A 17,466-nucleotide genomic window follows, 5' to 3' on the forward strand; every position below is an offset into this window, starting at 1 on the left:
TGGAGTCGGGCGGCTTTCTCGGGATCGGGGCGGACCGTGTGGCGTTTCCGCTGGAGCGGTTCTGGCTTCGGGGCGATCAGCTGTTCATCCGCGGAGTGACGGAGCAGGACATCGAGGCGATGGACGATTATCGCGATCAGATCGACAGCTTCCAGCGTCTGCCGCGCAACCAGCAGGCCGAGCTGCGGGTCTGGGAGTAATCCCACACCTCGCCCCACACCAAAACAACGAGCCGGCGGAGAAATCCGCCGGCTTTTCGAGCCTCGCGGTCCCGTTCGCGGAGACAGGCAGGATCCATATCCCCATGAGGAGACAAGTACGTGGCCGTCGATTACAAAACCGAATTGAAGCGACCCATCCCGCTCAGTCTCGCGATCTTGGCGGCCGTCGGCTGGCTGCTGGCCATCTTTGCGCTGGTATCGGGTTCCTCTTCCGAACGCGATTATGAGGCGCGGCTGGCCGAACTCGACGCGGCCCGCAATACGGCCGTCACGCAGCTCGAGGAGCAGCGACAAGCCGCGGGAACCCTCGAGGAATTGCGCGGCCGCATCGCAACCGCCGAGGAGGAACTGGCAAGGCTGACCCGCGAGCGCGATCAGGTGCAGCAGACCGTCGGCACCACGCAGCAGGAATTGCGGGCGCTGGAAGAGCGCTCGACCCAGCTCAATCAGCAGATCGAGGCGCAAACACAGCGATTGACGGAAGCCGGAACGCAGGTCCGGTCGATCGAGGAGCGTGTCGCCCGCGCGCGCAATGAGTTGACGGCGACGGAGCAATCCATTGCCCAACGCAGCCAGGAACTGGCCCAGGTCGGAGGGCGGCTTCAGGAGGCTCGGCAGGAAGAGGCGAGGGCGCGCGAAGAACTGGCACGGCTGTCCCAGGAGGCTTCGGGCCGTGCGGCGCAAGCCGCCGAGGCGGAGCAGCGGATCCAGCAGGCTCGGGAAGCCGAAGCCGCCGCTCAGTCGCAGCTCGCCAACCTGCAGCAGCAGCTGGCGATCCTCGAACAGCAGCTCGGAACGGCTCGTCAGGAGATGACCAATGCGCGCCGGAATCCCACCGCCGATCCGGCGGCCGAGCCTTCCCAGACGAGCAGCAGCACCGGATCGGAGCTGAGGTGCAGCAGAACCGCGACAGGTTGGGACTGCTCGCGAACCCCCGCTCGGTAGGATTCGATGCCAGGAGCGGTTCGGTCCCTCTTTGGAGCGCCAGCGTACAATGTTCCGCTCCTCTCCTGGGGCGAGGCCGGAACGGCGAAATGCGCGAAGGGTTCGATAGACGAGATGGTATCCGACACGGGACAACCGTGTCGGTCGGAAAACAGGGTGATGTCCATGAAACGTAAAGCACTGACCGGGCTGCTGCTGGCAGCCATTCCCGCTGGAGCTTTTGCGAGCCAGAGCAGCCCTCAATCCAATACGGCGAGCGCGGAATGCGACCGGCTCATTCAAGTGCTGGAGCAGCGGTCTCCGACAGCGGCTCACGAGGCTCTCCAGCAGATGCGCATCTATCGGGACGGCAACCAGTACCAGGCCTGTCTCGACACGGCCCGGACCGCGCAGAGCGGGGCTGCGAGCCTGAGCGACGTACAGGTCGAACGGATCGCCGGCATCGACGTGTACAACGACAAGGGAATGCATCTCGGCGATGTGGACCGTGTCGTGGTCGGGAACGACCAGCAGACCTACGTCCTCGTGACCTACCGTGGCCCCCGCTGGCCCGGAAACAAGCAGGTCGCCCTGCCGCTGAACGACATGACGCTGAGAGACGGCCGCCTGCAGATCTCCGGCATTGGGGAGGACGAACTCCGGCTGATGCCTGCGGCGCAGGACGACGGACGGCGGTACACTACGCTGCAGGACACCGGTACCGTCAGCGTCAGGCGTCCGGCCGACACACCCAGCGAGACGGGATCCACCCGGTAGTCACCCGTCGCGGCAGAGGAGCATCAAATGAACAGGGCACTTGCGACTGCTTTCACTATGCTTTTGCTGGTGCTGCCGCATACCGGGCAGGCGCAGGAGCCACAGACCCCGGCCGGCGGCAGCACGGCATCGGATTTGAACAAGCTGCCGCAATACAAGCGGGATCGGATCAAGAGCTACGTGGAAGCGCAGAACATCGCGCCGGTCACTGCGGGCAAGAGCCTGGAGGCCGGCGCGATTCTGCCGTCCACGATACCGCTGCGAGGGCTGCCCCGCGATATGATCACGGAAATTCCGGAGGTCACCAGCTATCGCTACGTGGTGATGGACGACGGCATTGCCATCGTGGAGCCGAGCAGCCGCAGGATCGTCCAAATCATCAGGTGAGGCTCGAGCCTATTTCACTCCCGGCACGGCTTTGCTGAGCTGCTGCACCTCTTTCATGTTCTTCAGATCGGACAGCGCGACGGGGAGCGACATCGCGATCTTGCCCGATGTCCTGGAAAGTTTGACGGCCGCGAACGGGACCGGAATGCGACCGGTGTTCTTGTCCTTCGTCGAGATGATGGCCGCGACGACACGCCCGCCGGGGATCACCACAAGATCTTCGACCGTTCCGACGGTGCCGCCGCCGGGCCCTGTCACCTGGGCGCCGAGCAGGTCCTTGACGAGCAGGCGATCCTTGGCGCTCGACGTCAGCGTCTGGGCCGCACTGGCTGCCGCGGATGCGACGTCGCCCGGCATCATCTGCTGAGCGGCTTGTGCTGGAGCAGGTACATTCTGGGCGGCGGCCGGCGTCACAGCCGCAATGGTCAGCAGACTGCCGGCGATGAAGCTTCGCATAGGTTCCTCCAGAAACCCGTTCGGCCCGAGGCGAAGGAGACGCTTCGGACCGGACGTCAGGTTTGAGTCCAGTAGACGGGCATTCGGTAGTAGCTGTAGAGCCGCGTCTCGTAGTCCCGGTCCACGGGGCTCCAGGGGTCGTATTCAGGCGCGTTCTTGATCTCGTCGCGGGTTCGGGCGACGCGCATCGCGTGCTTCTCCCAGTTGATCGCCTCGACCCATTTCGGCGGGACGATGACCTGCTTGCCCGGCCACCAGTTCTTCGTGTCGACGATGACATAGCGAACGATCCATTCGTCGGTGTCGACGAGAAAATCCTCGACGTGGCCGACCTGATCGTCGCTCCCGTGGATGTCATAGCCCGTCACCTCGCTGGCGCTGCGCAGGTGCGGATCTCCCGTCTGAGCATCGTCGGGGACATGCCCTGTCAGCGGGGTCGGAGGAGAGGTGGGGGCGGCGTGTCCCGCCGCGGGAGTGTATACGGTCGGCGGCACCCAAGCGGCACCGGCGCCGACCGGCCAATAAGGCGGCATCCCATAGTGATCGTAGATGGACGTTTCCATCTGGCGGGATACGGGCAGGTCGATGCCGGTGCCTGGGCTTTCTTCGACCTGTTCCTTGGTGAAATCGACGCTGACCGCGCGGGCTTCCACGTCTACCGAGCCAAGATGGTCGGCCGGCAGAAGCACCTTCCTGCCCAGCAGCCAACCTCCCGTGTCGACCACGAGCCAGCGAACGGCCCAAGTGTCGTCCTCGAACAGAAGATCCGCGACGCTGCCGATCTCGCCATCCTTTGCGCGGATGGAATGGCCGATGAGATTTGAGGTCTTTTGAAGCACGATCATCCCCTGACTTCTGAATGGTGCCGCGCGGCTACAGGGCGCTCTTCTGGAAGCGCTGCGGATCGATCCGGAGACCGGCGGTCTCTGCCTGGGATTCGGTGACGAAAGGCAGGCCGTAATAGCTCGCTCCCGGGTCCCAGCGCCCGGTCGTGCCGGGATAGGGGAAAGCGAACGTGCCGCCGCCCGATGCCGCATCCCGGCTGACGAGCACGGCTATCAGACGCCCTTCCTGACTGAAGACGGCGTCGGTGACGTATCCGTAGCCGTAACCTGTCTGCAGGCGGGCGTAGTCGCCGATGACCTCCGTCAGCCGGAACTCCCGCGGTAACGTCGAAACGCCTTCGGTGCCTGGAAACAGGCCGTATTGCGGCTTCTCGCTGTTGTCCGCCAGGCTGACCGTCACGCCGTTCTGTCCTGGCGTGAGATTCACCTCGTTCCATGGAATGCGGTAGACCGCATCGGGTATGCCGAGAGCTCCGCCGCCCTCGATGACCAGGGCTGCGAGACGCCCGTCGGCATCGATGATGAGGTCGCGTACCGTGCCGATCTGCTCCCCGCCTTTCCGGGTCACACCTTGGCCGATCAACTGCCGGGAGCGCCAGCCCTGGTACAGCGCGTCCGGAGCAAGCTGGCTGACCTGACCCGGGAGGGCCGGGGCCACGGCCGGGTTCTGGCCCTGCGAGAAGGCAGGCGTCGCTAGCACGGTTACGATAACCGCCGAGATTCCGATCCGGGACAGCATCATGATCAGTCTCCCTCATGAAGTCGGCGCGAGTCGATCGCGGCCACGTGGCTGAAGAAGCAATGCAGCAGCGAGCAACGGGTTCGGGGTTCGGTCCGGCAGCGTACCGACAGTAATGTCCCGCCGCGGCCATGACTGTCGCAAAGAGAAAGCGGAATCTTATTTAACTAGTTCATAGGGGCCACAGGCACTTCACGGGGCCTGAGAGGCTGCGCGTCAAGATGATCGGCCGAACTGGCCTGCGAGCGCAGATGAACGTTACGAACACTTCATCTTGCCGTAAGCACGTTTTCACGCGCCTGACCCCATCTGAATTGCATCCGAGGCAAGACCTCATTGCGCTGATGGAGAACACAGCATGACCTACCTGTACTCGAGATCCAGCGACGCGCCGCGCCGCGCCGGGAAAACGCGATCCGCTCTCCTTGGCGCCGTTGCTCTGGCGACCGTCGCCGCGGTTGGCGGCGGTGCCGCCCTGCCGGCCTTCGCCCAGGCGCCGCAGACAGCCACGGCTCCGGCAGCGACGGTCCCTTCGTTCGCCGATGTCGTCGACCGCGTGAAGCCGGCCGTCGTGTCCGTACGGGCGAAGGCCGAGGCGACCCAGAGCGCGGCCAGCCCGTCGGCCCGGCCGGATTCGAACCTTCCCGATTTCGGACTGCCGGACGATCACCCCTTCCAGGAGTTCTTCAAGAGGTTCCGCGGCCAAGGCGGGCAGAACAACGAGGGCCCGCGTTTCAGCCAGCCGCGTCCGCGGCAGGGCGCCTCGCAGGGTTCGGGCTTCTTCATCTCGGCCGACGGCTATCTCGTGACCAATAACCACGTCATCGACAAGAGCTCCGAGGTCGAGGTTCTCATGGACGACGGCCGCACGCTGCCGGCCGAGATCGTCGGAACCGATCCGAAGACCGATCTGGCGCTGCTGAAGGTGAAAGAGGGTGGGCCGTTCAAGTTCGTCGAGCTGGCTCCCGACGCTCCGCGCGTCGGAGACTGGGTGCTCGCCGTCGGCAACCCGTTCGGCCTCGGCGGAACGGTGACCGCGGGCATCGTTTCGGCTCGGGCGCGTGACATCGGCGCTGGCCCCTATGACGACTTCCTGCAGATCGACGCGCCGGTCAACCGTGGCAATTCCGGCGGACCGACCTTCAATCAGCGCGGTCAGGTGGTCGGCGTGAACACGGCAATCGCCTCGCCGTCCGGCGGCAATGTCGGTATCGCCTTCGCCATTCCCTCGGAGACGGTTCAGAACGTCGTAACCCAGCTCAGGGAAAAGGGCACCGTCGAGCGCGGCTTCTTGGGCGTGCAGATCCAGCCCGTGACCAAGGACATCGCCGCAAGCATCGGACTTCCGAAGAGCGAGGGTGCCATCGTCGCCCGTGTCGAGGATAACGGCCCGGCGGCAAAGGCCGGACTGAAGGCGGGCGACGTCGTTCTCTCCGTCAACGGAAAGCCGGTCAGCGATGCGCGCGACCTGTCCAGGACCGTCGCTTCCCTGAACGCCGGAACGACGGCCACCCTGCAGGTCTGGCGCGACGGGAAGCAGCAGGATGTGTCCGTCACCATCGGCAAGATGCCCTCGACCACCACGGCTGCCGCGGATTCGAAGGCTGGTACCGAGGTGGGCAAGCTCGGGCTGAACCTGGCACCGGCATCCGCTACGGGCGACAACGACAAGGCAGGCGTTGCCGTCGTCGGTGTGGAGCCCGGCAGCCCGGCCGCCGAGAAAGGCTTCAAGACGGGCGATGTCATCGCGCAGGTCGCAGGCCAGCCGGTGCAGACCCCGGCGGACGTGAAGAACGCTCTCGAGGCGAGCCGCAAGGACGGAAAGAAGAGCGTGCTGTTCCTCGTCGAGGCGAAGGAAGGGACCCGCTTCATCGCACTCCAAATTCCTGCCGCCTAAACTTCTCTCGACTTCCGGCAGGCTGGATCTCCAGCCTGCCGGGCATTGAATATCCGAAACATGGTTTCGATTATCCCGCGCATTATACTAGTGCATAGCGATTGTCCGACGCCTTAGCCCGTTTGCGGATGGCGGATTGTCAGGGTTGATGCTAGGCGGAAAGCAACATCATACCAAAGGGTCGCCCCATGATGACCGTCGCGGTCCCGCCGCGCAACAAGCTCCTGGCATCGCTGCCTGCGGAGGATTTTCGGCGGCTGAGCCCTAAGCTGGAAGCCGTACCGCTCAAGGCTCGGCGGATCCTGCATCACGCAAAGCTTCCCATCGAGCACGTCTACTTCGTCGAGGACGGGCTGGTGTCGGTTGTGGCCAACACGGACGGCGACAACCATGGGGTCGAGGCTTGGCTGATCGGGTGCGAGGGTATGGCGGGCATCACCGTCATCCTGGGCGCCGAGAGTTCTCCTCATCGAAGGGTCGTTCAGGCCGAAGGCAGCGCACTGCGCCTGCGGACCCCGGATTTGCTCGATGCGGTGAACGAGATGCCGGCGCTTCGGGGGATTCTCCTCCGGTATGTGCATGGGATCCTGGTGCAGGCCAGTCAGTCCGGAGCCTGCAATGCGCGTCACTCTCTTCCGCAGCGCCTCGCGCGATGGCTGCTCATGGCGCAGGACCGGTTGAATCGCAGCGATCTGCCGCTGACCCACGACATCCTGTCGAAGATGCTCGGCGTTCGCCGCGCCAGCGTGACGGAGGCCGTTCACGTCCTTGCCCGTGCGGACGCGATCTGCGCAGGCGAGCGCGGACACATCCATGTCCTCGACCGCGGCAAGCTCGAGGGCCTCTCCTGCGGCTGCTATTTCACGATCAGAGCCGAGTTCGACCGGTTCACGACTCCTCCCGAGGCTGTGTCATCTCCCAAGGCCGCCGGCGAAAGAGCCGAGCAGCCGTCGGCAATAGGTCTCGAAGATGTCCCATAGAGCCGGCTGGAGCGGGCAAGCTCACGCCTGATGGGCCTGCTCCATTCTCTGCGGCTGAATACCGTTTCCCCAGTCCTCGATGTATCCGGGCTTGAACCCGCTGACCTCCGCGAGGTGCGGTGCATCCAGCAATTCGATGACCTGCCCGTCGAACCGCAGAAGTCCGTCACGGCGCATGCGCTGCAGAATGCGGTTGACATAGGGTGTGGTGAGGCCGGTGCAGTCCGCGATATCTTCCTGAGTTGCAGGCAGGTGAAAGGATGGTCCGTCGGTCAGGCCGCGCAGATGCAGTCGCCGGTACAGTTCCATGAAAAGGTGGGCGATACGGGCATAGGCGTCTCGGCGCCCCAATCTCACCTCCCACTGGTGGAGGATGGCTTCCTCGCGCAACGTCATCAGGAATAGAACCGATCCGAGCCGCGGATATTCCCGTTGCAGGTCGTGGAAGGTCTCGAGGGGCAGTACCGCGACCTTGCTCGTCACGAGCGGAGCGACCGAATGCGGAATGGCCGCGTAGGCCAGACTATCGATGCCGGCAATCTCGCCGGGCAGCCGAAAATTGAGAACCTGTCGCCGCCCATCGCGGAGGATCTTGTATTCGATCAGCCACCCCTGCAGCACGATGAGAGCATAATCATAGCTCTTGCCGTCTCCCAGAAGCGGTCGCCGGGCCGGGACCTCCTTGCTCTGCGATTCGAGGCGGTGCAGGAAATCGAGTTCGTCCGAGCTCAGAGCGAACAACTGCTCGAAACCGCGAAGGAAAGGTGACCGCTTGGCCAGCTCAGTCAAGACATCGCTCCATGGCCGATGCGAGGGAGGCGAAGTCTAGGACAGGTCCTGTCGGTTCGTCCACGTGAGGCTCGTCTTCGAACCGCGGTGCCGCATGATTTCGCGAAATCGAGCTCACGATCCTGTCTTCCCCTCAAACGGTACGATGCCGCACTGAGCTTCTTCATATCGCGAGAACCTTTCATGTCGTGGACGCTTTTCTTTGCATGGGACGCCTCGAGGGTGTCCTGCCCCGAAGCCGGATCTCCGATCTTAACCAGTTCGGTGGGCCGATGGGCGGGAGGAGAACCGTCGCAGGTACCCTAAGACTCCTGACCAGGTGCGTTTCCGGAACTACCCCGCTCCAGACCCCCTCCCTGGAGCGGGGTTTTCTTTGCGCCTCGGGGCCTGATGACGGGAGGCGGTTTCGGATCTTCCGGGCCGTTCCTATCGGCCGGCGACATCCTTCAGGGAGATCATGGTGACCATGCGGCCGGTACCATCCACGACTTCAAGGTGATAGTGCTTGATGCTGTCTTGATCCAAGATGCCCTGGGCGATGAGATCGACCGCATCGGCGAGGGCATACTTCATGGCCGCAGCGTCATCGCGTAAATTCACGCCCTCCAGGTCGAGGGTCTTCGCATCCTTCCTGACGATGTTAACGTAATAGAGAGGCATATCCGCTCCACAACGTCACCTCGCGATGACGGCGCCTTCTGACCTCGGCCTCACATCTCACGGAACCCCACGCACGAAGAGCCGGGTCTCTCGGCTGCCCGAGATGCGCGCATGTGCTGTACCCTGTCTTTCCTCCAGCGTCTCCAAGGGATCGATCGGGTCATCCGGCGCGGGCAGCCGCCGCCAGCCGCGCTGGCGATCCATCTTTCCGACGCGCCGGACAACGCTAACCTCACTCTTGCAGTCCGCCCATCCAGCGGGACGACTTTTCTGGCGGAGCGATTTCGCCTTTTAGCGGTCGCGTTGGATGACGCCGCATGCAATTCGATCGCCGGCTGCCCCTGATGGCTGGCTTCTGTAGTCGTCGGCGGTGGCATGGATCACGAGCGCGGAGCCGTCCTGGTCGAACAGCGTTGCGTCTCCGCTGAACCCGACATTGGGGTTGAAGACCTCGGCAAGCAGCTTGCCATCCTGGCCCACCGTCTGGTTCGGCATATCGCCTGCATGCGGGCCGCCTTCCTGCCAATAGCCGTGGGGCTTGCCTCCGGGATTGTAGTGGCCACCCGCGGATTCGAACCCACCCGACGCGTCGCAGCGCCCAACCTCATGAATGTGGAAGCCATGAACGCCGGGCGGCAGGTTGGCGACGTCGGCTCTGACCAGCACGCCGTTGGGCGTCTCGATCAACGTGGCCGTTCCGATGGTTTTGCCTTCCTTGTCCATGAAGACCGCTCTCGCGCTCAACGGGGTCGAGGATGTCGGCTGTTGCGCCCAGCCGGGAGTTGCGCCGGCGACGAATGCCAGGCAGAGGAGAATTCTTTTCATAGCGGTAGTCACCTCCGAGTATCGCTGGAGCAACGTCCTCTGCATCGCGTAGGAGGGTCGGCGACGTCCACGGTCAGTCCGCCATTTCCCCGCCGGTCGAGGACTTGGGACGACAACAAACCTGTCAGGCTCGGCGTTCCGCCGTATCGATGATACGCGGCCATATTCAGTACGCTGGCGCACTGATTCAGAAGGTGCGGATGGGTACTGGGATGAGACCGGCGTCGGGAGCGACTATCCCAGGACGAGCAGGCCTATCAGGGCAATCAGGGCCAAGGCGAGCAATCCGCTGGGCCAGAACCCCCAGGTCCGGCTGTATGGCCACACAGGCACCGTCGCGATGATGAAGAGAATGACGACGCTGATGAGGATGGCACTATAAGGCATACGACTCGACCCTTTTGACGCGGAGGACGGAGAGGATTTGCCTCATATAGGGCGCTGCCGGTCGTAGGCCGCCGCTCCTGCCGTTTTGATCAGGGTTTCTAGCATTTGGAAATGCGCTGCCCGGTCCCGTGCGTCGATGGGGCAGGGGCCTCGTCTCGTCGCTGAAAGGAGCCGGTCGGGAGGGAAGAGGGGCGGGTTTCCCCGCCCCGGCTAATCTTACTGCTGCGGCTTGGGCATGATGGTGCTGCCGCCGGTCGAGGACCCGGACGAGCCGCCCGAGCTCGGCGAGGCAGCTGCACCGCTGGTGCTCGATCCGGAACCGGACGTTCCGCCCGTCGAACCCGTCGTCGCAGCCGCGTTGTTGCCGCCCATCACCGGCGGGTTGAGAACCACCAGGATGCGATCGCCGTCCTTCGTGGAAGCCTGCACCAGATAGGTGGCGTCGAGGATCTGGACATTCGTGAAGCCAGCATCCCGCATCACCTGACGGACCTTGTCCTGCGACATGGCCTTCGGCATCGAAGCGGACTGGGACGCAGAGGTCGAGCCGGCAGAGCCGGAGCCGGACTGCTGGTTCTGCTGCGTCTGGGCTACGGCCGCTGAGGAGCCCAGGGCCAGGCCTGCGATGGCAGAAATCGTAAGAAGCGTATTACGCATGTCGTTTTCCCTTCTCTCAATGATCTTCCAAGCTGCGCGCTTTGCGCCGGGAGGACCGTTCAGGACATGCCGCTGGGTTGCCGCGCCGCATGGCGCAACTCAATGCGAGCTTGATGATCGAGGTTGCCCGCCTCCGCGCCCCCTTGTGAGGAACACGGTCGCGATCCCGAAGGATTGCGGCCGCCCACGGTGCCTGCACGGACAACAGAAGCGATCTTGAGGAGTTCCTGGCATCTGTGCGTACTGAGTACGTTACCGAACTGAACTGAAAGGGAGCATGGAATGGCGCCGACAGCGCCGGCGTGGCGCGCTGGGCAGGACGACGTGACCGGGAACACCGAAGGCAGCGCGGAGGCGACGGGTTCCGCATCGCCCGAGAGCGGTCGCTTACAACAACCATTCGACAGGAAGGATACGCATGCAACCGGCCAGAATTCGCGCAGGCAGCGTGGCACCCGGCTCCTGGGTCCGTACCGAGCCGTCATCGATCCAGACCAGCCTGCCGCGGCGGATTTCAACCCGGTAGCTCTGGGACGGTGACCGCACCTGCTTCATCGTTGCCGCAAGCTCCCGGGCGAAGGCCTCGCCCTCAATCAGCAGCACCAGCTCCGTGTTGTGGTCCGCCGAGCGCGGATCGAGATTATAGGAGCCGATCACCGACAGGCGCTGGTCCGCGAGCATTACCTTGGCGTGGAGGCCTGCGCCGCCGGAACTCCCCAGCAGGGACAGGGCGCGCCTCACCCTGGCATCCGGCTGCAGTTCGTACAATTCGACACCGGCCGCGAGCAGGGCGCGGCGGTGGCGCGAGTACCCGATCTGAGCCGGCAGCACGTCGTTGGTGCCAAGGGAATTGGTGACGATCCGAACTGCCACCCCGTGCGCGGTCAGCTTTCGGAAACGCGCCAGATCCTCGTCGTCTGGGATCAGATAGCCGGCCTCGATGTCGAGCGAGCTCCTGATGTCGTTGAGAGTATCCCAGAGCCTCTGCTGGAGCCGGCCCGCGCCTGCAGCATATCCCGGCACATCGTCCAGCACGGTCGCGGGTGCCCAGATCAGATCCCGCAGGAGCGCGTCCAGATCGATCCCGCGCCCGGCGAGCATTTCACCGAGCAGGGACTGGTCACTTTGCGAGGATTGCGGCTTCCCTTGCTCGCGGCGCCGGCTCATGTGCTCGTCGATGCTGCGCTCCAGACGATCGAGGATGGCATCGACCTCCGCCTCCTTCGCGCGCTCCTTCACCCCGAAGGCCGCAGACGGCATGGCGAACTCGCTGTCCCAGAACCGCTCGAAGGAGGCCTCCACCGCCTGCGCGGCCGGTCCGACGGTCAGCACGTCGATGTCGCGAAAGTTCATGTTTGCCGCCAGGCCGAAGTAAACGTCCCCGATGTTGCGGCCGCCGAGAATCGCGGCGGCGCCATCCACGACCAGCGCCTTGTTGTGCATGCGACGGTTCAGGCGGTGGAAGGAGAACAGCCAGTTCAGGAAATAGGCGCGGCGTGTCACCGACGGGTTGTAAACCCGCACGGTGATGTGCGGATGAGCTGCGAGGAGGTGCAGAAGTCGCCTGGTCGAGTGGGCATGGAGGTCGTCGAGCAGAATGCGCACGCGCACGCCCCGCTCGGCAGCATGCAGTACCGCCAGCGCCATGAGGCGGCCGGCCAGGTCGTCGTGCCAGGCGTAGTATTGCAGATCGAGGGTGTTGGCTGCGGCCCGCACAAGGGCAAGGCGCGCTCCAAGCGCCTGGGGGCCGTCGGGGAGGAGGCGGTGACCGCTCTTGTCCCCATGCCCGCCCGCCCCGGCCCGTGCGGCTTCGGCTATGCGTGAGAGGCGCATGGGCCGCTCCGGCCGGAACTCGTCGCCCCGATTGACCAGTTGCTCGCGAACCCGCCTGAAACGCCGCTCCGCCAGAGCCACGAGCAGCCCAACGGAGAGGATCCCGGCCAGGACGCCGATGGTCCAACGCGCCGCAAGCTTGAGCATGGCAGTCACTGCCACGCCTGCCGAGTGTGACGCGCCGGACAACGCTGCATCGCGCAACGGGCACGCTGGCACATGGTCGGGGAAGTCGGGCCCTCGGCGCAGAGATCCCGGTGCGCAGGCCACCTGACGATTGCGTAGGAGCGCATGGACGGCAAGCGGATCGAACCTTGGAAAACGGAAACCATTGATTGCATCCCGACGGATTGTTTTTGCCGAACCTAGCCGCTCGCGGTCTGCGGCTGGCAGGTATGGACCCTGCCACTCGGCTCGCAATGGAGAAAATGCACACGGGTCCCTGGGGTTCGGTCCGGCCCCTATGTGTCCGCGACCTCCGTCGGAGTTGCGCCGGGAACGATCGTGAACGGCTGGAAGTGCGATTCAGCTCGGGCCTAGGATTGCGAAGAGGGCTTTCGTCGTGAGGATCACCATCCAGGGAAAGATGTAGAAGGCATTCAGCGGCAGGATGGCCGGCATGGGCTCGACCTCGCCCTGCTGATCCGTCGAGCGACGCAGGAACGCCATCGCCACCGGTCCCAGCCCGTCGTGACTGCAATGAAAGCGGTGGCGATCACCGCACCGTAATAGCGCCCCACGACCTTGGCGAAGAGCGGAAACAGGAGCCAGCCGAAGGCCACACTGGTCATGATGGCGAGCGCGCCTGCCAACCCCATCATGGGGGTGATCGCCGTGATCTTGTGCAGCGGAATGCTCATGATCGCGTAGGTGAGCACGAAGCTCATCGTCGGGCCGAGCAGGAGCGTGGTCAGGGCCGCTTCCGGGAAGCGGTCCGGCCCCATGGCTTTGTCCGCAGACAACCGTGTCAGTCCACCCAAAAGGTACGAGATCACGATTACCGGTAGATGGTCGGGCTTGAGCCCCGGCGAGGGCGACGGCGGCATAGAATGGGATTTCGGCATCGCTCACCGCTCAGGCTCCGTCTAGGAGGCAACAAGGGTGAGCAGGGCGAAGCCAGCGATGAAGAAGGCAGCGGCGGTCCGGCTCTCCTCGGACACTACGGGAACCTCGCCCAACGTCTCCTCGACCGCCACGAGAATAAGAAGGCCTACCGTAAACGCAAGAGCGGTGAGCTGGATCGCCCGGTTCTGCCGCAAACTCGCGCAAAAACCCTTGTCAGCGTAAGAAGGCGACTGGTCAGCCTGCGTCCGGCTCGTGCCCCTCGGCCTCGTCCCGCAGAACCTGCTTCCAGCCCCAATGGAGCAAGGAAGGATCATCGCTGTCGACGCCGCGCGTGAGCAGGATATCGTGAATCTCCCCGAGACGCGTAATCGTCGCGGGCCCCCGCTTGAGGCCGATGATGACCATGAGGATTTCGATCATCAAAAGCTGGACCACATAGGCATCGGTGCCGACCCGCATGGTCGCATCGTGAGGAACGTCGATGCCGAGCACGATATCGGCCATCGAGGCGAGCGGAGCTTTCGTCTGAGTCAGGGCGATCACCGTCGCGCCGTGCTCCTTGGCGACCGCGACGGCTTCGAGCAGGGCCGGCATCCGGCCGACGAAGGATATGGCGAACAGCACATCCTCCGAGGTCTGGGTCGCAGCCGCCACGAGCTGGAGATGGGCATCGGAGAATGCGTTCGTCGTAATCCCGAGCCGGAAGAGGCGGGCCTGCATATCCTGGGCGAGGAAGTTCGACGTCGCGCCCGTCCCGAAGCAATCCACCCGTTTGGCCCGGTGCATGGCTTCCGCAGCCCGCTCGATGTCGCCCGGTACCAGCTGGTGCTGCCAATCGGCCAGAACGGAGGTGACGCTGCCGACGACGTTGCGGACCACGTCCGCCGTGTTGTCGCCCGGGGTCACGCTGCGGTGCAGATAGGGCGCGCCGACCGCGAGCGCTGCGGCCAGCTTCAGCTTCAGATCCCGCAGGCCGTCGCAGCCGACGACACGGGCGAACCGAACGATCGTGGGTGCGCTCACCCCCGCTCGAAGGGCCAACTCCTCCACATTGGCCTGCATGGCCCAATGGGGATTGTCGAGAATCATCGCAGCGATGCGCTGCTGCCCCGCGGACATGGATTCCAGGTTCGCGCTGATGGACCGGAGGACATCCGATCCGGCGTCCGGCAACAGACCGGGGAGGGCATCGGCTTGGGTCATGCCGCGGCAGGCCTTTCGTCGTTCGCCGTGTCGTAGTGGCAGGCGAACTTATGGCCGTCTCCCGCGGAGCGCAACTTTGGAACGCTTCGGGCGCATTCGTCGGTCGCCATCGGGCACCTCGTCCGGAAGACGCAGCCGGAGGGTGGGGCCATGGGCGAGGGAATGTCGCCCGTCAGCATCCGGCGGATCTTCGGCGCGTCCGGATCAGCCTTCGGCGAGGCTGCGAGCAGGGCCCGCGTATAGGGATGGCGCGGCCGTTGCGAAATCTCCTCGGAAGAGCCGATTTCCATGACCCGCCCGAGATAGAGTACGGCGATGCGGTCGCACATCAGTTCGACTACGTCCAGATCGTGGGAGATGAACAGCATCGCAAGCCCGAAGCGCTGCCGCAGATCCTGCATCAGATTGATGACCTGGGCCTGCACGGAGACGTCGAGCGCGGAAACCGGCTCGTCCGCAACGATCAGCTTCGGTTCGACGGCAAGGGCGCGCGCTACGCCGATGCGCTGGCGTTGGCCGCCCGAAAACTCGTGCGGAAAACGCGACATGTGCGAAGCCGGGAGGCCCACGGTTTCGAGCAGTTCCCCGATCCGCTCCGTGCGCTTTGCGCCGCTGGCGAGCCGATGGGCATCGATCGCCTCGCCGATGATGTCACGCACGCGGAGCCGTGGGTTCAGGCTGGCGTAAGGGTCCTGGAAGACCATCTGCGCATTGCGGCGGAGGAACTTGAGCTGCCGCTCCGGAAGTTTGGAGATGTCCTGGCCTTCGAACCGGATCGTGCCGGCCGTGGACTCGATCAGCCGCAGGACGAGGCGACCGATGGTGCTCTTTCCCGAGCCGGATTCCCCGACCAGCCCCAGAACCTCGCCCGGCGCGATATGAAAACTCACATCCTCGACGGCGCGAACCAGGTGCGGTGCCCGTCCGAAATGTTTCGTCAGGCCTTCTACGGCCAGAAGCGGCGAAGCGCTCATGCGAAGGCCTCCCTCCATCTCACGCAGCGCACGCTACGTTCCATTTCAGCTTCCAGCATGATCGAGCCGGTACGGCAGACATCGGCTGCCTGCGAGCAGCGCGGCGCGAAGGCGCAACCGTCGCCGACCGGACCGATGGAGCCGGGAATCGACTGCACCACCCGGCGGCCATCCTCTCCCCGTTGCGCGCGGGCTGGAAGGCAGTTCAGAAGCGCACTCGTGTAGGGGTGGCGGGGCGTCCGGAAGATGGCGCCTACGGTGCCGGTTTCGACCACCTGACCGGCATACATGACGGTCACCCTGTCGGCGATCTCCGCAACCACGCCGAGATTGTGGGTGATGAACAGCACCCCCATGCCAAGCTCCTTCTGGAGCCGTTCGATCAGCACGAGAATCTGTGCCTGGATGGTCACGTCCAGCGCCGTGGTCGGCTCGTCCGCGATCAGCAGGGACGGGTTGCAGGACATGGCAAGGGCGATCATCACCCGCTGGCGCATGCCGCCGGACATCTGGTGCGGATATTCGTGCACGCGGCGCCGTGCGTTCGGAATCTCCACGAGTTCGAGCATCTCCTCCGCGCGTTTCAAGGCGGCGGCATGACCGAGGCTCATGTGCAGCCGAACCGATTCCGCGATCTGCTCTCCGACCGTCAGGACCGGATTGAGGCTGGTCATGGGCTCCTGGAAGATCATCGCGATTTCCGAGCCGCGCAGTTTCCGCAGGTCCGAAGAGGGCAGGGTGGCGAGATCCACCGTCTCGCCCGACCGCTTGCGGAACAGGATCTGCCCTCCGGAGACCCGCCCGGCCGGGCGCGGCAGGAGGCCCATGGTGGCGAGGCTCGTGACGGACTTGCCCGAGCCGGACTCCCCGACCAGGGCAACGGTCTCTCCGGCGCCCACGGAAAGCGTGACGCCGCGAACAGGGGTTACTTCCCCCTCCTCGGTACGGAAGCGGACCTCGAGATCCCTGATGGAGAGAAGAGGGCTCTTGTCCATGCTCACAGCGCCTTCCGCAATTTGGGGTCGAGCATGTCGCGCAACCCGTCGCCGACGATCTGCAGCGAAAGGGCCGCAAGCACGATGGCAAGTCCCGGAAACAGCACCACCCAGAAGGCGTCGTCCGCGTATTGCTGGCCGGAAGCAATCATCGTGCCCCACGTCGGCAGTTCCGGCGGGACGCCAGCTCCCAGGAACGACAGGCCCGCCTCGGCCAGAACCGCATAGGCGAAGATGAACGTCGCCTGGACCAGCACGGGGGAGGCGACGTTGAGGAGGATATGGACCGAAAGAATCCGCCGCGTCGAGACGCCCAGGGCGCGGGCGGCCTCGACGAAGGGAAGCTCACGGATGACGAGGGTCGATGCGCGCACTACCCGGACAACCCTCGGGGTGTAGACGATGGAGAGTGCGAGCACGACATTGAAGGCGGAGGCGCCGAGCACGGCCACCAGGAAGATGGCGAGCAGGATGTCGGGGAGCGCCATCAGCGCGTCGACCACCCGCATGACGACGCCGTCGAGCGAGCGGAAATAGCCGGCCAGCAGCCCGAAGAGCGTCCCGACCGTCATCGAGACCACCACCACGGCGAAGCCGATCCCGAGCGAGGCGCGGGCGCCGTAGATGATGCGGGAAAAGACGTCCCGGCCGAATTCGTCCGTGCCCAGCCAGTTGAGTTCCCCGGGTGGTTTCAGGCGACGAATGACCTTGATGGCGGTCGGCTCGTAGGGAGCGACCCAGGGAGCCAGGAGCGCCATCAGCATGATGACGAACAGCACGACAAAGGCGACGAGCACGAGCTTGCGCCGGAACATGCGGCGGAAGAACAGGAGGATGGGAGATCGATCCATG

The 17,466-nt window shown here is 64.5% G+C and carries 21 protein-coding genes; 6 read left to right on the forward strand and 15 right to left on the reverse strand.

Annotation, left to right across the window (positions count from 1 at the left end):
- The 4 genes from LGR44_RS19945 to LGR44_RS19960 all read left to right on the forward strand — a co-directional run.
- Positions 1-200: hypothetical protein (locus LGR44_RS19945; RefSeq protein ID WP_404809963.1), on the forward strand; the 200-nt coding region annotated here is incomplete at its 5' end.
- Positions 201-320: 120 nt separating this feature from the next.
- On the forward strand, positions 321-1,166 hold the full coding sequence (locus LGR44_RS19950) for a coiled-coil domain-containing protein (protein ID WP_226742474.1): 846 nt from the start codon (positions 321-323) through the stop codon (positions 1,164-1,166).
- Positions 1,167-1,331: 165 nt separating this feature from the next.
- Complete coding sequence (locus tag LGR44_RS19955; protein ID WP_226742475.1) at positions 1,332-1,922, forward strand: PRC-barrel domain-containing protein; 591 nt, start codon at positions 1,332-1,334, stop codon at positions 1,920-1,922.
- A 27-nt stretch (positions 1,923-1,949) separates the two neighbouring features.
- The gene (locus tag LGR44_RS19960) at positions 1,950-2,309 is read left to right on the forward strand and encodes a DUF1236 domain-containing protein (protein WP_226742476.1); all 360 of its coding nucleotides are present in this window, start codon (positions 1,950-1,952) and stop codon (positions 2,307-2,309) included.
- A gap of 9 nt (positions 2,310-2,318) precedes the next feature.
- Here LGR44_RS19960 and LGR44_RS19965 read toward each other — a convergent pair whose 3' ends face one another.
- The 3 genes from LGR44_RS19965 to LGR44_RS19975 are packed head-to-tail and all read right to left on the reverse strand — an operon-like array spanning position 2,319 to position 4,352.
- Positions 2,319-2,765 (reverse strand): PRC-barrel domain-containing protein, encoded by a 447-nt coding sequence (locus LGR44_RS19965; protein WP_226742477.1) that lies wholly within the window; start codon positions 2,763-2,765, stop codon positions 2,319-2,321.
- A 56-nt stretch (positions 2,766-2,821) separates the two neighbouring features.
- Complete coding sequence (locus LGR44_RS19970; protein ID WP_226742478.1) at positions 2,822-3,610, reverse strand: PRC-barrel domain-containing protein; 789 nt, start codon at positions 3,608-3,610, stop codon at positions 2,822-2,824.
- Positions 3,611-3,638: 28 nt separating this feature from the next.
- Entirely contained in the window at positions 3,639-4,352 is a 714-nt protein-coding gene (locus LGR44_RS19975; protein ID WP_226742479.1) for a PRC-barrel domain-containing protein, read from the reverse strand.
- A 355-nt stretch (positions 4,353-4,707) separates the two neighbouring features.
- Here LGR44_RS19975 and LGR44_RS19980 point away from each other — a divergent pair, with 355 nt between their 5' ends.
- Both LGR44_RS19980 and LGR44_RS19985 read left to right on the forward strand, forming a co-directional pair.
- On the forward strand, positions 4,708-6,246 hold the full coding sequence (locus tag LGR44_RS19980) for a Do family serine endopeptidase (RefSeq protein WP_226742480.1): 1,539 nt from the start codon (positions 4,708-4,710) through the stop codon (positions 6,244-6,246).
- A gap of 188 nt (positions 6,247-6,434) precedes the next feature.
- A complete protein-coding gene (locus tag LGR44_RS19985; RefSeq protein ID WP_226742481.1) occupies positions 6,435-7,226 on the forward strand; it encodes a Crp/Fnr family transcriptional regulator in 792 nt (263 codons plus the stop codon).
- Positions 7,227-7,247: 21 nt separating this feature from the next.
- On the opposite strand, the gene LGR44_RS19990 is transcribed toward LGR44_RS19985, so the two are convergent.
- From LGR44_RS19990 to LGR44_RS20045, 12 genes are all read right to left on the reverse strand, one after another.
- A complete protein-coding gene (locus LGR44_RS19990) occupies positions 7,248-8,015 on the reverse strand; it encodes a Crp/Fnr family transcriptional regulator (protein ID WP_226742482.1) in 768 nt (255 codons plus the stop codon).
- 426 nt (positions 8,016-8,441) lie between these two features.
- Complete coding sequence (locus tag LGR44_RS19995; RefSeq protein WP_226742483.1) at positions 8,442-8,675, reverse strand: DUF6894 family protein; 234 nt, start codon at positions 8,673-8,675, stop codon at positions 8,442-8,444.
- A 291-nt stretch (positions 8,676-8,966) separates the two neighbouring features.
- Positions 8,967-9,398 carry a superoxide dismutase family protein gene (locus LGR44_RS20000; protein ID WP_226742484.1) on the reverse strand — a complete coding sequence of 144 codons (432 nt, stop codon included), beginning with the start codon at positions 9,396-9,398 and terminating at the stop codon, positions 8,967-8,969.
- 336 nt (positions 9,399-9,734) lie between these two features.
- Positions 9,735-9,887, reverse strand: a complete 153-nt coding sequence (locus tag LGR44_RS20005; protein WP_226742485.1) for a DUF3309 family protein — start codon at positions 9,885-9,887, stop codon at positions 9,735-9,737.
- Positions 9,888-10,103: 216 nt separating this feature from the next.
- Positions 10,104-10,544, reverse strand: a complete 441-nt coding sequence (locus tag LGR44_RS20010) for a hypothetical protein (protein ID WP_226742486.1) — start codon at positions 10,542-10,544, stop codon at positions 10,104-10,106.
- A gap of 387 nt (positions 10,545-10,931) precedes the next feature.
- Positions 10,932-12,524, reverse strand: coding sequence for a phospholipase D family protein (locus LGR44_RS20015; RefSeq protein ID WP_226742487.1), 1,593 nt, complete (start codon positions 12,522-12,524; stop codon positions 10,932-10,934).
- A gap of 452 nt (positions 12,525-12,976) precedes the next feature.
- Entirely contained in the window at positions 12,977-13,339 is a 363-nt protein-coding gene (locus tag LGR44_RS20020) for a hypothetical protein (protein ID WP_226742488.1), read from the reverse strand.
- A 123-nt stretch (positions 13,340-13,462) separates the two neighbouring features.
- Positions 13,463-13,636 carry a hypothetical protein gene (locus LGR44_RS20025; RefSeq protein WP_226742489.1) on the reverse strand — a complete coding sequence of 58 codons (174 nt, stop codon included), beginning with the start codon at positions 13,634-13,636 and terminating at the stop codon, positions 13,463-13,465.
- A 40-nt stretch (positions 13,637-13,676) separates the two neighbouring features.
- Positions 13,677-14,645: a MurR/RpiR family transcriptional regulator gene (locus LGR44_RS20030; RefSeq protein ID WP_226742490.1), complete on the reverse strand. Its 969-nt coding sequence runs from the start codon at positions 14,643-14,645 to the stop codon at positions 13,677-13,679.
- On the reverse strand, positions 14,642-15,619 hold the full coding sequence (locus LGR44_RS20035; RefSeq protein ID WP_226742491.1) for an ABC transporter ATP-binding protein: 978 nt from the start codon (positions 15,617-15,619) through the stop codon (positions 14,642-14,644). The genes LGR44_RS20030 and LGR44_RS20035 overlap by 4 nt, the downstream gene beginning before the upstream one ends.
- Positions 15,616-16,614, reverse strand: a complete 999-nt coding sequence (locus LGR44_RS20040; RefSeq protein WP_226742492.1) for an ABC transporter ATP-binding protein — start codon at positions 16,612-16,614, stop codon at positions 15,616-15,618. Before LGR44_RS20040 ends, LGR44_RS20035 begins: the two co-directional genes overlap by 4 nt.
- 2 nt (positions 16,615-16,616) lie before the next feature.
- Complete coding sequence (locus tag LGR44_RS20045; RefSeq protein ID WP_226742493.1) at positions 16,617-17,465, reverse strand: ABC transporter permease; 849 nt, start codon at positions 17,463-17,465, stop codon at positions 16,617-16,619.
- Position 17,466 lies beyond the last annotated feature (1 nt).

The sequence above is a fragment of the Microvirga lenta genome (assembly GCF_020532555.1).
Taxonomy (GTDB): Bacteria; Pseudomonadota; Alphaproteobacteria; order Rhizobiales; family Beijerinckiaceae; genus Microvirga; species Microvirga lenta.